The organism is Streptomyces sp. SID11385, assembly GCF_010548245.1.
GTDB lineage: Bacteria > Actinomycetota > Actinomycetes > Streptomycetales > Streptomycetaceae > Streptomyces.
In genome coordinates this window covers 1-13,700 of record NZ_JAAGLR010000781.1, presented here as the reverse complement: position 1 = coordinate 13,700, position 13,700 = coordinate 1, and the positions used below count along the sequence as shown (strand labels likewise).

At 71.8% G+C, this 13,700-nt stretch carries 10 protein-coding genes and 1 pseudogene; 8 read left to right on the top strand and 3 right to left on the bottom strand.

The features are described from left to right. Positions 1-436: pseudogene (locus G3I42_RS24050) on the top strand (hypothetical protein); the annotation flags it as partial. Positions 437-536: 100 nt separating this feature from the next. Here G3I42_RS24050 and G3I42_RS24045 read toward each other — a convergent pair. Further along, complete coding sequence (locus G3I42_RS24045) at positions 537-1,172, bottom strand: NADAR family protein (protein WP_164289209.1); 636 nt, start codon at positions 1,170-1,172, stop codon at positions 537-539. 197 nt (positions 1,173-1,369) lie between these two features. On the opposite strand from G3I42_RS24045, the gene G3I42_RS24040 reads away from it, so the two are divergent. The 7 genes from G3I42_RS24040 (at position 1,370) to G3I42_RS24010 (ending at position 10,270) form a co-directional block, all read left to right on the top strand. Next, entirely contained in the window at positions 1,370-2,884 is a 1,515-nt protein-coding gene (locus tag G3I42_RS24040) for a gamma-aminobutyraldehyde dehydrogenase (protein WP_164289208.1), read from the top strand. A 60-nt stretch (positions 2,885-2,944) separates the two neighbouring features. Continuing rightward, a complete protein-coding gene (locus tag G3I42_RS24035; protein ID WP_164289206.1) occupies positions 2,945-4,219 on the top strand; it encodes a spermidine/putrescine ABC transporter substrate-binding protein in 1,275 nt (424 codons plus the stop codon). A 378-nt stretch (positions 4,220-4,597) separates the two neighbouring features. Beyond that, positions 4,598-5,791 (top strand): ABC transporter ATP-binding protein, encoded by a 1,194-nt coding sequence (locus G3I42_RS24030; RefSeq protein WP_164289204.1) that lies wholly within the window; start codon positions 4,598-4,600, stop codon positions 5,789-5,791. A gap of 92 nt (positions 5,792-5,883) precedes the next feature. Then, positions 5,884-6,747, top strand: a complete 864-nt coding sequence (locus G3I42_RS24025) for an ABC transporter permease (RefSeq protein WP_343244644.1) — start codon at positions 5,884-5,886, stop codon at positions 6,745-6,747. Continuing rightward, positions 6,747-7,652 (top strand): ABC transporter permease, encoded by a 906-nt coding sequence (locus G3I42_RS24020; RefSeq protein WP_164289200.1) that lies wholly within the window; start codon positions 6,747-6,749, stop codon positions 7,650-7,652. Before G3I42_RS24025 ends, G3I42_RS24020 begins: the two co-directional genes overlap by 1 nt. Before the next feature lie 328 nt (positions 7,653-7,980). Continuing rightward, positions 7,981-9,399: an FAD-dependent oxidoreductase gene (locus G3I42_RS24015; RefSeq protein ID WP_164289198.1), complete on the top strand. Its 1,419-nt coding sequence runs from the start codon at positions 7,981-7,983 to the stop codon at positions 9,397-9,399. Positions 9,400-9,787: 388 nt separating this feature from the next. Continuing rightward, a complete protein-coding gene (locus G3I42_RS24010) occupies positions 9,788-10,270 on the top strand; it encodes a hypothetical protein (RefSeq protein WP_164289196.1) in 483 nt (160 codons plus the stop codon). Positions 10,271-10,369: 99 nt separating this feature from the next. Here the strand turns inward: G3I42_RS24010 and G3I42_RS24005 are convergent, their stop codons facing one another. Next, on the bottom strand, positions 10,370-11,053 hold the full coding sequence (locus G3I42_RS24005) for a phosphatase PAP2 family protein (RefSeq protein WP_164289194.1): 684 nt from the start codon (positions 11,051-11,053) through the stop codon (positions 10,370-10,372). Between the two features lie 677 nt (positions 11,054-11,730). Then, on the bottom strand, positions 11,731-13,065 hold the full coding sequence (gabT, locus tag G3I42_RS24000; protein WP_164289192.1) for a 4-aminobutyrate--2-oxoglutarate transaminase: 1,335 nt from the start codon (positions 13,063-13,065) through the stop codon (positions 11,731-11,733). Between the last annotated feature and the right edge of the window lie 635 nt (positions 13,066-13,700).

The following is a 13,700-nucleotide window of genomic DNA, read 5'->3' as shown; positions in this document are numbered from 1 at the left end:
AGGGCCGCATGCGGCGTCGTCCGTGCCGTACGTCGCGCCGCACGGCGCCGCGAGCGGCGCATTGCCAAGAGCCGCGGGGCCGGCGCGTGCCGCCCTCTCGCTCGGGGTCGCCGCGCTCCTCGCCTACGGGCTCGCGTTCACCCTTGATGTCGGGGGCGCCGTGGCGCTCTGGTTTCTCGGCCTCGTGACGGGGGTGCTGGCCGTCGTGTTCGGGGCGGTGGGAACGGGGCGTGCGCGACGCGCGGGCGGGCCCGGGCGCGGGATGTCGCTGACAGGCCTGGTGTGCGGGGTCGTCGGGCTGGTGGGCGGGCTCGCCGTCCTGGCGGCGGGCTTCGTACTCGCGCTGGGGGAGGACACGGACGGCGGAGCGACGTACGAGTACCACGCGCAGGCGTCGTTTGGCACGGCGAGCGGGCCGCAGGCGACGTCGCGCTGACCCCGTCGCGCCGCATGAGCGCCGCGCCCCGATGCCACGTCGCGTCCCACGTCGCGTCGCGTCGCGCACGCGTCCCACGTCGCGTCGTGCCCACCGCGTCCTACCCCTCCCCGCGCAAGATGTCGCGCGCCGCCATCAGCGCGAAGCCGAGGAGGTTCTGCCCGCGCCAGCTCGACGGCCGGGAGGCGCGGGGGTCGTCGGCGGCCAGGCCGATGCCCCAGATCCGGTCGAGCGGGCTGGCCTCGACGAGCACGCGGTTCCCCGTTCCGAGGAGGAACGCCGTGAGGGCCGGGTCGGCGGAGAACTTGTGGACGCTGCCCTCGACGACAATGCCGAAGCGTTTCCGCTCCCACGTCGCCTCGTCGAAGCCCTGGACGAGGCGACCGGCCGCTTTCGCCTGCCCGGGGCCGCGCGCCGTCAACGCCGCGTTCGCTGCCGCGACGTCGCCGAAGAGCCGTGCCTTGCGCGCCATCATCCAGTGCTCCGCCGTGGCGTACGTCGCGTCGCCGACGGTGAACGGTGCGGGCCACCACTGGCTCAAACACGCCTTGTCGAGGCCCCCGCCGCGCGACGTGTGCCCCCAGAAGTGGAGGAACTTGACGCGGCGCCCCCGAGAAGCCGCGTCGCCCGCCCGAGCACCCGGAATTCGGTCGTCCGCGTCGCGCGCCACGGGCAGCACCGTGCCGCGTGCCCGGTCGAGCAACGTCGCGTAGTCCCTGCTCAACTCCTCTTCCATGGGCCGAGTTTCGCAGGCCCGCTCGGCACTCCGTCGTGATTTTCGCCCGGGACTCGACAGGTGGCCGACAGATTTCGTCGTGTAACCAAAAGGCAACAACGGAATCACTTGTTGAAGTGATGTGCCTCTGTCAGGATCGGCACTCACATTGAGCCGGAGCTACGGTGCCGCACTCTCGCGGGCCGGAGGAGAGCGACATGCGCAACCGCTTCCAGCCACGGGACCACTTCGCCGCGGGTGCCCAGTACATCGATGGCCGCCTCCTCCCGGGAACGTCGGGCAGCGCGCAGGACGTCGTGGACCCGGCGAGCGGGCGCACGATCTACACGTACGAACTCGCGGGACCCGCCGACGTGGACGCCGCGGTCGCCGCCGCGCGCGCCGCCTTCCCCGCGTGGTCCGGCGCGACGCCCGGCGAGCGTTCCGACGCCCTGCACCGCTTCGCCACGGTGCTCGCCGAGCGCGCCGAGGACTTCGCCCAGGCCGAGTCCCTCCAGTGCGGCAAACCGATCAAGCTCAGCCGTGAGTTCGACGTGCCGGGAACCGTCGACAACACCGTCTTCTTCGCCGGCGCCGCGCGGCACCTCGAAGGGCGCGCGGCGGCCGAGTACAGCGGCGACCACACCTCGTACGTACGCCGCGAGGCGATCGGCGTCGTCGGCTCCATCGCGCCGTGGAACTACCCCCTCCAGATGGCCGCCTGGAAGATCCTCCCGGCCATCGCGGCGGGCAACACGATCGTGCTCAAGCCATCCGAACTGACCCCCTTCACCTCACTCCTCTTCGCCGAGGCCGCGACGGCCGCCGGACTTCCCGACGGCGTCGTGAACATCGTCAGCGGCGCGGGCCGCGACGCGGGCGAGCGCCTCGTCACACACCCCGACGTCGCGATGACGTCGTTCACCGGATCGACCGCGGTCGGCAAGCGCGTCGCGGAACTCGCCACCGGCGGCGTCAGCAGGCTGCATCTCGAACTGGGCGGCAAAGCCCCCTTCGTCGTCTTCGACGACGCGGACCTCGACGCCGCCGTGCACGGCGCGGTCGCCGCCTCGCTCATCAACGGCGGGCAGGACTGCACCGCCGCGACGCGCGCCTACGTGCAGCGCCCCGTCCACGAACGTTTCGTACGCGACGTCGCGGCGCTCATGGAGACCGTGCGGCTCGGCGACCCCTTCGACCCGGCGACCGACCTCGGGCCGCTCATCAGCCACGCGCACCGCGACCGCGTCGCGGCGTTCGTGGAACGCGCCCGCGCGACGTCGCGCGTCGTGACGGGCGGCGAGGCGCCGGGCGGCGCGCTCCAGGACGGCGCGTACTACCGTCCGACGCTGCTCGCTGACGTCGCGCAGGACAGCGAGGTCGTGCAGTCCGAGATCTTCGGCCCCGTCCTCGTCGTGCTCCCCTTCGACACCGACGACGAGGCGCTGCGGCTCGCCAACGACACGCCGTACGGGCTCGCCGCCTCGGCCTGGACGCGCGACACCTACCGCGCGCACCGTGCCACCCGCGAGATCAAGGCCGGCTGCGTGTGGATCAACGACCACATCCCGATCATCAGCGAGATGCCGCACGGCGGCTACAAGTCCTCGGGCTACGGCAAGGACATGTCCGCGTACTCCTTCGAGGAGTACACCCAGGTCAAGCACGTCATGTTCGACAACACAGCCGTGGCCAGAAAGGACTGGCACCGCACTGTCTTCGGGGACCGGTAGCGCAACCGGCCGGTACCGCGGCCCCCTCATCGAGCAGGCTCACCCGGAAGGGCACAGCGCATGGAACAGTTCGATTCGGATCGTCCGCCACCGGCCACGGCGCGTGCGCTGCCACGCGCGGCACGGGACGGCTGGACGGGGCGTCGCGGCGCGGCGCCGCGGGCGCCGGGACGACGCGCCGTACTGCGCGCCGTCGGCGGCGGCGCGCTCGCCGTGGGCGGCCTCGGGGGGCTGAGCGCCTGCGGCATCCCGGCCGCGGCGAAGACGGGCGACGACGCGGTCACCTCCGAGGACCACTCGCAGCAGGAGAAGAGCGTCAGTTTCTCCAATTGGACCGAGTACATCGACGTCAGCGACGACAACCGCCACCGCCCCTCGCTGGAAGCCTTCGCGAAGCGCACCGGCATCAAGGTCAAGTACACCGAGGACATCAACGACAACGTCGAGTTCTTCGGCAAGATCAAGCCACAACTCGCCGCCGGCCAGGACACCGGCCGCGACCTGATCTGCGTCACCGACTGGCTCGCGGCGCGGCTCATACGCTTCGGCTGGGTGCAGAAACTCGATCCCGCCCACCTGCCGCACGCCTACGCCAACCTCGCGCCGCAGTTCCGCAGCCCCGACTGGGACCCGGGCCGGTCCTACTCGTACCCCTGGGCCGGCATCTCGACCTTCATCGCCTACAACGTCAAGGCGACCGGCGGGCGGGAGATCACCTCCGTGTCCCAGCTGCTCGACGACCCCAAGCTCAAGGGCAAGGTGGGGCTGCTCTCGGAAATGCGCGACACCGTCGGCATGGTGCTGCTCGACATGGGCAAGGACCCCGGGCGGGTGACGGCGGACCAGTACGACGCGGCGATCGCGCGCGTCCAGAAGGCCGTCGACCGCAAACAGGTGCGGCGCTTCACCGGCAACGACTACATCGCCGACCTCAGCAAGGGCGACCTCGCGGCCTGTCTCGCCTGGGCCGGCGACGTCGTCCAGCTCCAGGCCGACAACCCCGACGTGCGCTACGTCATCCCCGATTCCGGCTACATGACCTCGACCGACAACCTCATGGTGCCCAACAAGGCGCGCCACAAGGCCAACGCCGAGAAGCTCATCGACTATTACTACGAACCGCCGGTCGCCGCGCGGCTCGCCGCCTGGATCAACTACGTCTGCCCGGTCGACGGCGTCAAGCCGCAACTGGCGAAGATCGACAAGGACGCGGCCGACAATCCGCTCATCGTCCCGGACCGCGCCATGGCGGCGAAGTCCCACGCCTTCCGTTCACTCGGGGCGAAGGAGGAGACGGCCTATGAGAAGAAGTTCGCTTCCCTGACGGACGGCTGACGCGAGGTGGGGCGACGCTGCCACGTCGCGCGCGGCGGGCGACGTGAGGCGACGTGGCGCACGTCGCGTATGTGGCCGGGTGCGTCACCCGGGGCACGTCGCGACGTCGCACGGGGCACACGTCGCGACGTCGCGGGCGGTACGTCGCGTACGCGGCGCTCGCGGCGTGCGGCGCGACATCCCCGTACGCGACGTGACGTCGCGCCCGGACACGACGCCCCGCCAGGCCCGCGCGACGTCGCGCCGACGCGACGTAACCCACGCGGCGTCGCGACGTCACCCCCGTACCGCCCCGCACGATTACCGGCCGTGCGCGCGCGGCGCCCGCACCCTCCGAAGGCTCCCACCACCGGCACCTCCACCACCGGGATACAGCTCATGACGACCACCACGCCATCCACCGACCAGACCGCCCCGACCGACCGCGGCGGCGCCGTGCGCCTCGAAGGGATCGGGAAGAAGTACGGGAACTTCACGGCGGTGCACCCGCTGGACCTGACCGTTCCGCAGGGGTCCTTCTTCGCGCTGCTCGGCGCATCAGGGTGCGGCAAGACGACGACGCTGCGCATGATCGCCGGCCTGGAGGTGCCGACCTCCGGTTCCGTGCACCTGGGCGACGAGGACGTGACCGCACTGCCGCCGTACCGCCGCCCCGTCAACACGGTGTTCCAGAGCTACGCGCTCTTCCCGCACCTCGACATCTACGAGAACGTCGCGTTCGGCCTGCGACGGCGCGGCATCAAGTCGGTGAAGAAGCAGGTGGCCGACATGCTCGACCTCGTCCAGCTCGGCGACTACGCGCGCCGCAAGCCGCACCAGCTCTCCGGCGGTCAGCAGCAGCGCGTCGCCGTCGCCCGCGCGCTCATCAACCGCCCCAAGGTCCTGCTCCTCGACGAGCCTCTCGGCGCCCTCGACCTCAAGCTGCGCCGGCAGATGCAGCTTGAGCTGAAGCGCATCCAGACGGAGGTCGGCATCACGTTCGTGCACGTGACGCACGACCAGGAGGAGGCCATGACGATGGCCGACACCGTCGCGGTCATGAACGCCGGGAGCGTCGAGCAGCTCGGCGCTCCCGAGGATCTCTACGAGACGCCGCGCAGCACTTTCGTGGCCAACTTCCTCGGCACCTCGAACCTCGTCCCCGGCACCGTGGACGACGCGACGCCGGGCGGCGACGTCGCGCTGACGTCGCGTGGCACCCGCCTCCTCGTACCCGCCGCACGCTGCGCCGCACCGCCGCGTGTGGGCGGCGCGCTGCTGCTGGGGGTACGCCCCGAGAAGGTCTCGCTCGTCCCCGTCGAGGACGAGGCGCGCATACCCGGGGGCCGCAACCGGGTCCGCGGCCGCATCACCGACTCCAGCTTCATCGGGGTCTCGACGCAGTACGTCCTCGACGCCCCGTGCTGCGGGCGCTTCGAGGTGTACGCGCAGAACATCGAGCGCGACGCGCGCCTGACGCCCGGCGCCGAGGTCGTCGCGCACTGGAACCCCGCGCACGGCTTCGGGCTCGACGCGGAGCAGGACATCGACGCCGGCGTCGCCACGGCGGGCAGCGAGGGGGACGCCGCGTGAGCGCCACCGACGCGCCATCCGCGCCGCCCGCGGACACCCCGGGCGACGGTGACGTCGCGGGCTCCACGCCGCCGCGACGTCGCGGCGTCCGGGTGCGTGGCCGCCTCGTCCCGTACTGGCTGCTGCTGCCCGGGATGCTGTGGCTGCTGGTCTTCTTCGCGCTGCCGATGGTCTACCAGGCGTCCACGTCGGTGCAGACCGGATCGCTGGAGGACGGCTTCCGGGTGACGTGGCACCTCGCCACGTACTGGGACGTCTTCAGCGAGTACTGGCCGCAGTTCGTGCGCTCCCTCGCCTACGCCGCCGTCGCGACCGTCCTGTGCCTCGCGCTCGGCTACCCCCTCGCGTACCTCATCGCCTTCCGCGCGGGACGCTGGCGCAACCTGGTGCTCATCCTCGTCATCGCGCCGTTCTTCACGAGCTTCCTCATCCGCACGCTCGCGTGGAAGACGATCCTGGCCGACGGCGGCTTCGTCGTGGACGTGCTCAACACGCTGCACCTCCTGGACGTCACGAGCGCGCTCGGCATCACCGACGGCGACCGCGTCCTGGCGACCCCGCTCGCGGTGGTCTGCGGGCTCACGTACAACTTCCTGCCGTTCATGATCCTGCCGCTCTACACGTCCCTGGAGCGCATCGACCCGAGGCTCCACGAGGCGTCGGGGGACCTGTACGCCGCGCCGTTCACGACCTTCCGGAAGGTGACCTTTCCCCTGTCGCTTCCCGGCGTCGTCTCCGGGACGCTGCTCACGTTCATCCCGGCGGCGGGCGACTACGTCAATGCCGATCTCCTCGGATCGACCGATACACGGATGATCGGAAATGTCATTCAGACGCTTTTCCTACGTGTTCTCGACTACCCGGCGGCCGCCGCCCTCTCCTTCATCCTCATGGCGGCCATCCTCGCGGCCGTCACGGTCTACCTGCGCAAGTCCGGTACGGAGGATCTGATCTGATGAGCACCCGGACCCCTACGCCGCGCGGCGTCGCCCCGGAATCGCCTCATACGCGCCGTACGCCGCGTGAGGCCGCGTCGGCGTCGCGTGCGCGGAAGCCCGGCGGGCCGCTGCGCGCCGTCCGCCGCAACCTCGTCGTCATCGCCGGGATCTGCACGCTCGCGTACATGATCCTTCCGAATGCCGTCGTGATGATCTTCTCGTTCAACAAGCCGAACGGACGATTCAATTACGAGTGGCAGCGCTTCTCCACCGACGCCTGGACCGACCCCTGCGGCGTGGCCGACATGTGCGGCTCGCTCTCGCTCAGCCTCCAGATCGCGGGCTGGGCGACGCTCGGCGCGACGGTGCTCGGCACGATGATCGCCTTCGCCCTCGTGCGATACCGCTTCCGCGCGCGCGGCGCGGTCAACTCGCTGATCTTCCTGCCCATGGCGATGCCGGAGGTCGTCATGGCCGCGTCGCTGATGACGCTCTTCCTGAACATGGGCGTCCAGTTCGGCTTCTGGACGATCCTGATCGCGCACATCATGTTCTGCCTCAGTTTCGTCGTGACGGCGGTCAAAGCACGCGTCATGTCCATGGACCCGCGCCTGGAACAGGCCGCACAGGACCTCTATGCCGGACCCGTCCAGACCTTCCTGCGCGTCACGCTGCCGATCGCCGCGCCGGGCATCGCCGCCGGCGCGCTGCTCGCCTTCGCGCTCTCGTTCGACGACTTCATCATCACCAACTTCAACGCCGGCTCCACCGTGACCTTCCCGATGTACGTGTGGGGCTCGGCGCAGCGCGGCACCCCGGTGCAGATCAACGTGATCGGCACCGCCATGTTCGTCGTCGCCGTCCTCGTCGTCCTGGCCGCCATGCTTCTCGGCAGGCGCCGCAAGCGGCAGCAGGGGGGCTGACGCGGCGGGGCGGGAGGCGACGTCGCGGAGACGTGGGGACGCGACGTGTCGCGTCGCCCGGAGCGCGTACGCCACGACGTCGCGTACCGAGTGCGCCTGCGTACGCCGCGACACGTCGCGTCCCGCGTACGTCGCGCACGCGACGTACCGTCGCGCGACACGTCCCGCCCCGCGTCCCCGCACGTCGCGTACGCCTCGTAGCGTCGGGGCGTACGGCCGCGCGTGTCCACCGGCCCGGACCGGCGTGAGGCACGCGGCAGCGATACCGCATCTTTCGTACCGAACGTGCTCCGCACGGCGCGGAGCGCCACCGTAGGGAGTTGACATCATGGCCGCGAGCGCCATGAGCAGCAGATGGAACGCCGCCCTCGCCGACGCCCGTCCCGGCGCCTACTGGCTCGATGACCCCGGACGCCCCGAGCCCCTCCCGGCCCTCGTGGGCGACACCCGTTGCGACCTCCTCGTCATCGGCGGCGGCTACAGCGGTCTGTGGACCGCCTTGCGGGCGAAGGAACGCGACCCCGGACGCGACGTGGTCTTGGTGGAGGCGAAGACGATCGGCTGGGCGGCCTCCGGGCGCAACGGCGGTTTCTGCGCGGCGTCCCTCACCCACGGCCTCCCCAACGGCCTCGATCGCTGGCCGGACGAGATCGGCGCCCTGGAGGCGCTGGGACGCCGCAACCTCGACGACATCGAGGCCACCGTCGCGCGCTACGGCATCGACTGCACATTCGAGCGCACCGGCGAGATCGACATCGCGACGCAGCCGCACCAGGTCGAGGAACTCGCCGAACTGCACGAGACGGCGCGTGCGCACGGCTTCGACGACTACGAACTCCTCGACGAGGCGGCACTGCGCGCCGAGGTCGACTCGCCGACCTTCCTGGCGGGCCTCCAGGACACCCGAGGCGTCGCGCTGCTGCATCCCGCGCGTCTCGCGTGGGGTCTGCGCCGCGCGTGCCTTGACCTGGGCGTCCGCGTCCACGAGCACACCCCCGGCCTCGCCCTCGCACGCGACGGCGGCCGGATGGCGCTGCGCACGCCGTACGGACGCGTCTTCGCGCGCGACGTCGCGCTCGGCACCAACGTCTTTCCCTCACTCGTGCGGCGTCTGCGCCCGTACACGGTGCCGGTGTACGACTACGCGCTCATGACCGAGCCGCTCACCACCGCGCAGCGCGACGCGATCGGCTGGCGCCACCGCCAGGGGCTCGGCGACAGCGCCAACCAGTTCCACTACTTCCGGCTCACCTCGGACAACCGCATCCTGTGGGGCGGGTACGACGCGATCTACCGCTTCGGCGGCACGGTGCGCGCCGAGTACGACGACCGGCCCGCGACGTACGAGAAGCTCGCGCAGCACTTCTTCACCTGCTTCCCGCAGCTCGAAGGGCTGCGCTTCACGCACGCGTGGGGCGGCGCGATCGACACCTGCACGCGGTTCTCGGCCTTCTTCGGGACGGCACACCGCGGGCGCGTCGCGTACGCCGCCGGCTACACGGGGCTCGGTGTGGGGGCCACTCGTTTCGGCGCCGACGTCATGCTCGACCTCCTCGACGGCACGGAGACGGAGCGGACCGCGCTGCGGATGGTGCGGACGAAACCCCTGCCGTTCCCGCCGGAGCCTTTCGCGTGGACGGGCATCGAGCTGACGCGACGTTCGCTCGCTCGCGCGGACGGCCATGGCGGGCGACGGAACCTGTGGCTGCGCACGATGGACCGGATGGGGCTCGGGTTCGACAGCTGAGGTGGGGTGGGGCTGGTGTGTCTTGCCGTGGTGGCGCGGCGACGGCGTCGGGGCGCGGTGCCATGGCGCGGCGTCGCGGCGGTCTCGCGGGGCGGTCGCGGCGCGTGGGGCCGCGACGTGCGCGACGTTTCCTGGCGTCGCGTGATGGCGCGCGGCGTGCGCTGAGGGAGGGGGAGGACGGCGCGGGGGAGTAGGCGAGGCGACGTCGTGTGGAATCGGGCGGCGTCGCCGCGCTACGTCGGTACGTCGCCTCGCCACGTAGCGCCGTGCGCCGTGCTGTGACGCGTTTCACCGTCCTGGCGGCTCCGACTCGCGTAATGCCCGCCTCGGCGGCCGGTCTCTTCTGCGAGGCGCGCGCCGTGCGCGCCCCGTGAGAGGAGGCAGTGTGATGACGGAACCCCCGGAGGTCCCCGAGGCCGGGCGGAGGCCCACCGCTTTGGAATGGTTGGCGAATGCCGCGCCTGAACCGGCCGCGTGTCTGCGTCGGTGGGAGCGTGATCCGCGGGGGACCACGCTCCTGCCGGCGGGCCGTCTCTGGGACGTCATGGTCCTGCCGGGATCCCTCGGGCGCGCGACGTTGGAGGTCCTCGGACGGGTGGTCGAGCGTCCCGGTCCCGTCCTCGCGGATGCCGGGCGGGACTGTCTGGGTTTCCTTGTGCCGGTGGGCACCGCCGCTCAGTGGGTGGGCGGCGAGGTGCGGTGCGCGGGGCGCGGTACGTGGCTCGTGGTGCCGCGTCCCGGCGAGACGGCGGGCGGCATCGGCTGGATCGTGCCGCCGGACGGCTCCGGAGTCCTTACCGACGTGGCGCAGTTCGAACTCGCGCTGCATGAGGCGGCGGCACGTCGCGACGAGGCGGCGGGGGCCGAGTGACTACGGGGACGGGAAACCCAGGGCGCGACGTCGCCTGGCGCCGGGGGTATGTCGCGTGGGCGGGGCGACGTCGCGTGGGCCGGGTGATGTCGCGTGAGGCTACGCGACGTCGTCGCGTTCCTGACCGTCCGCGCGACGTTCTCGTTGCGGTCGCGCCGCGTCGTCGCGGGCCGGGGTCTGAGGCCGCTCCCGTACCCGTAGGAGGACCATGGCCACGACCTGGAGCACCGCGCCGCCCAGGCACCAGCTCGCCGCGACGTCCAGGGGCCAGTGGTAGCCCTGCCGCACCAGTCCGTAGCTCACGCACAGGACGAGCAGCAGCCACGTCGCGGCGAGAGCGCGCCGTACGTCGCGTCGGTGCGGCGGGACGGGGCTCGCGAGGAGCAGCAGAAGCGCGACGCCGTACGCGACGGTCGCGGTCGCCGTATGGCCTGACGGGTAGTAGCCGAGACCTTCGGCGGAGGGTTGGCCCGGGCGGTCGAAGAGCTCTTTGAGAGGGAGCACGAGCGCCGGGACGACGAGGATGGCCGCGAGAGCGGTGAGCGCCGGCCACCACGCGACGTGCCCCGTGGCGCGACGTACCCACCACATGACCGACGCGGCGCAGAGGGCGAGTACGGGAACGGCGACCTCGGTGTTGCCGAGGTCGGAGAAGAACTCGGCGAGGAAATGCGGCAGGCCGACGCCGTCGTGGAGTCGTACCCCGAGGCGCTCGTCGAGGCGACGCAGGGGACCGCGGGCGACGAGCTGCCAGGTGAGAAGGGCGAAGACGACAGCGCACAAAGACAGGACGACAGCCGGACGCCCCGGGACCGGGGGGCTGGTTCCGGGGCGTCCGGGAGGACCGGGAAACCGCGCGCCCCGGGGGGTGTGGGGCGGGCGGCCGTCCGATCGGTGAGGATGTCCGGGACCTGGGGCCCCGGGGATGTGCGCGAAGGCACGGCCGGTACGCGACTGGGGAGGCCACGCGACGGCACCGCTCGCGGTCTCCCACGGGCGGGGTGTTTCGTTCATCTGCTGAGAACCTACGGCAGGGAGTGACGGCCGGGACAGGGACCGACCCATCCCGCCATCGCCCTCGCACACCTTCTTCACAAGCCTGGTCACGCCCTCACGATGCCTGACGGAACGGGCGCGGGCGAGCACGACGGGCGGCGGAGGCGGGACACGTCGCGTGTACCGGGCGACGCGACGTCGCGCTGGGGGAGGCCACGCCGCGACGCGACGTCGCGACGTCCGCACGCGACATCCCTCCGCACGACGCGACGTACCCGCCGTGCCGCCGCGTCCCGGATGCGACGCGACGTGACGCCGCGTCCCCGATGCGACGCGACGTGACGCGGCGTCCCCGACGTGCCACCACGTCCGCGGCCTGACGCGGCGTTGCCGACCGGACGCGGTGCGACGTCGCCGCCCGCCGTCCCACCCGCGAGGCCCGTCGCCCCGTGCCGTCGCCCCGCTCAGACCGACGCCGCCAGCGCCTGCTCGAAGACGTCGAGCGCGTCGTTGAGCAGGTCCTCGCCGATGACCAGCGGGGGCAGGAAGCGGACGACGTTGCCATACGTGCCGCAGGTGAGGACGAGAACGCCCGCGGCATGGCACGCCTTCGCGACGGCCGCGGTGGTCTCCGGGTTCGGCTCCTTGCCGCCCGGCTTGACGAACTCGGCCGCGATCATCCCGCCGCGCCCACGCACGTCGCCGATGACCTCGTACTTCTCCTGGAGGGCGACGAGGCGTCCCTTCATGATCTCCTCGATGCGCTTCGCCTTCGCGTTGAGATCGAGTTCCTTCATGGTCTCGATCGCGCCGAGCGCCGCGGCGCACGCGACGGGATTGCCGCCGTACGTGCCGCCGAGGCCGCCGGAGTGCGCGGCGTCCATGATCTCGGCGCGCCCCGTCACGGCGGAGAGCGGGAGGCCGCCGGCGATGCCCTTGGCGGTCGTGATGAGGTCGGGGACGATGCCCTCGTCCTCGCATGCGAACCACTGGCCCGTACGGCAGAAGCCGGACTGGATCTCGTCCGCGACGAAGACGATGCCGTTCGCCGTCGCGAACTCGCGGAGCGCCGGGAGGAAGCCCTTCGCCGGCTCGATGAAGCCGCCCTCGCCGAGCACCGGCTCGATGATGACGGCCGCGACGTTGTGGGCGCCGATCTGCTTCGTGATCTGGTCGATCGCCTGCGCGGCGGCCTCGGGGCCCGCGTTCTCCGGACCGGTCGGCCAGCGGTACGCGTACGCGACGGGCACGCGGTAGACCTCGGGCGCGAACGGGCCGAAGCCTTCCTTGTACGGCATGTTCTTGGCCGTCAACGCCATCGTGAGGTTGGTCCGGCCGTGGTAGCCGTGGTCGAAGACGACGACCGCCTGGCGCTTGGTGTACGAGCGGGCGATCTTGACGGCGTTCTCGACGGCTTCGGCCCCCGAATTGAAGAGCGCGGACTTCTTCGCGTGGTCGCCGGGGGTGAGCGCGGCGAGTTGCTCGGCGACGGCGACGTAGCCCTCGTACGGCGTCACCATGAAGCACGTGTGCGTGAAGTCGGCGAGCTGCGCGCTCGCGCGACGTACGACCGCCTCGGCGCTCGCACCCACGGTGGTGACGGCGATGCCGGAGCCGAGGTCGATGAAGCGGTTGCCGTCGACGTCCTCCAGGATGCCGCCCTCGGCGCGCGCCGCGAAGACGGGCAGCGTCGACCCGACGCCGGCCGCGACGGTGGCGGCGCGGCGGGCCTGGATTTCCTGCGACTTCGGGCCGGGGATGGCCGTGACGACGCGGCGCTCCTGCGGAATGGCGCTCATGAGGGCTCCTGGGGTCCTTGGTGGTCCATGGTTCGGGTGCTGACCCGGCTGCCCGGTTCCGCGGCGTGGACGCGTGACGTCCGCCGGTCGGGCCGGGGATGAGGCGCTCCGTCGCGGACGGTGCTTCCGTTCGTCGCCGGGGCCTGTTCGCAGGCTAGGGGGCGCGGGAGCGGGACGGGATGCGCCGTTCGGGAGAAGTGGGACGTGTCGGTTGTCCTTCGTGGAGCAGGGACGGCGCACACCACCTCCAGGACGCGACGTCCCCCGCCCACGCGGCGCCGTCCGCGCAGCGCCACGCCGGGGCCGTGCGCGCGGCGTCGACGCGTCGTATGCCGCGGCGCGACGTGGCTCCGCGGCGGTCTGTCGCCCGGCCGAAATTCGGGTACAACTCGTGTGCGTCGTCCGCGAGGCCGCGTGGGGACACTAGATTGAGCCGCGATCGATGATCGACCCGCGCCGCGCGAGACGGTACGACGGACCGGCAGGTCAGGGGGCTGGGCATGGACAGGGACGGTACGTACGGATCGCAGGCACCCGGGAGCGGCCCCGCGCCCGCGGGCACACCGGCCGGTGCCGTGCCGCCGATGCCGCCCGTTCCCGACGGTCCGCCCGGGGCCGCGGGCGTACCTGACGCG

Bases quoted from the DNA above. Each gene is read 5' to 3' on its own strand.
- G3I42_RS24030 (WP_164289204.1), top strand. From the start codon at position 4,598: ATGACGACCACCACGCCATCCACCGACCAGACCGCCCCGACCGACCGC.
- G3I42_RS24020 (WP_164289200.1), top strand. From the start codon at position 6,747: ATGAGCACCCGGACCCCTACGCCGCGCGGCGTCGCCCCGGAATCGCCT.
- G3I42_RS24040 (WP_164289208.1), top strand. From the start codon at position 1,370: ATGCGCAACCGCTTCCAGCCACGGGACCACTTCGCCGCGGGTGCCCAG.
- G3I42_RS24045 (WP_164289209.1), bottom strand. From the start codon at position 1,172: ATGGAAGAGGAGTTGAGCAGGGACTACGCGACGTTGCTCGACCGGGCA.
- G3I42_RS24015 (WP_164289198.1), top strand. From the start codon at position 7,981: ATGGCCGCGAGCGCCATGAGCAGCAGATGGAACGCCGCCCTCGCCGAC.
- G3I42_RS24010 (WP_164289196.1), top strand. From the start codon at position 9,788: ATGACGGAACCCCCGGAGGTCCCCGAGGCCGGGCGGAGGCCCACCGCT.
- gabT (WP_164289192.1), bottom strand. From the start codon at position 13,065: ATGAGCGCCATTCCGCAGGAGCGCCGCGTCGTCACGGCCATCCCCGGC.
- G3I42_RS24035 (WP_164289206.1), top strand. From the start codon at position 2,945: ATGGAACAGTTCGATTCGGATCGTCCGCCACCGGCCACGGCGCGTGCG.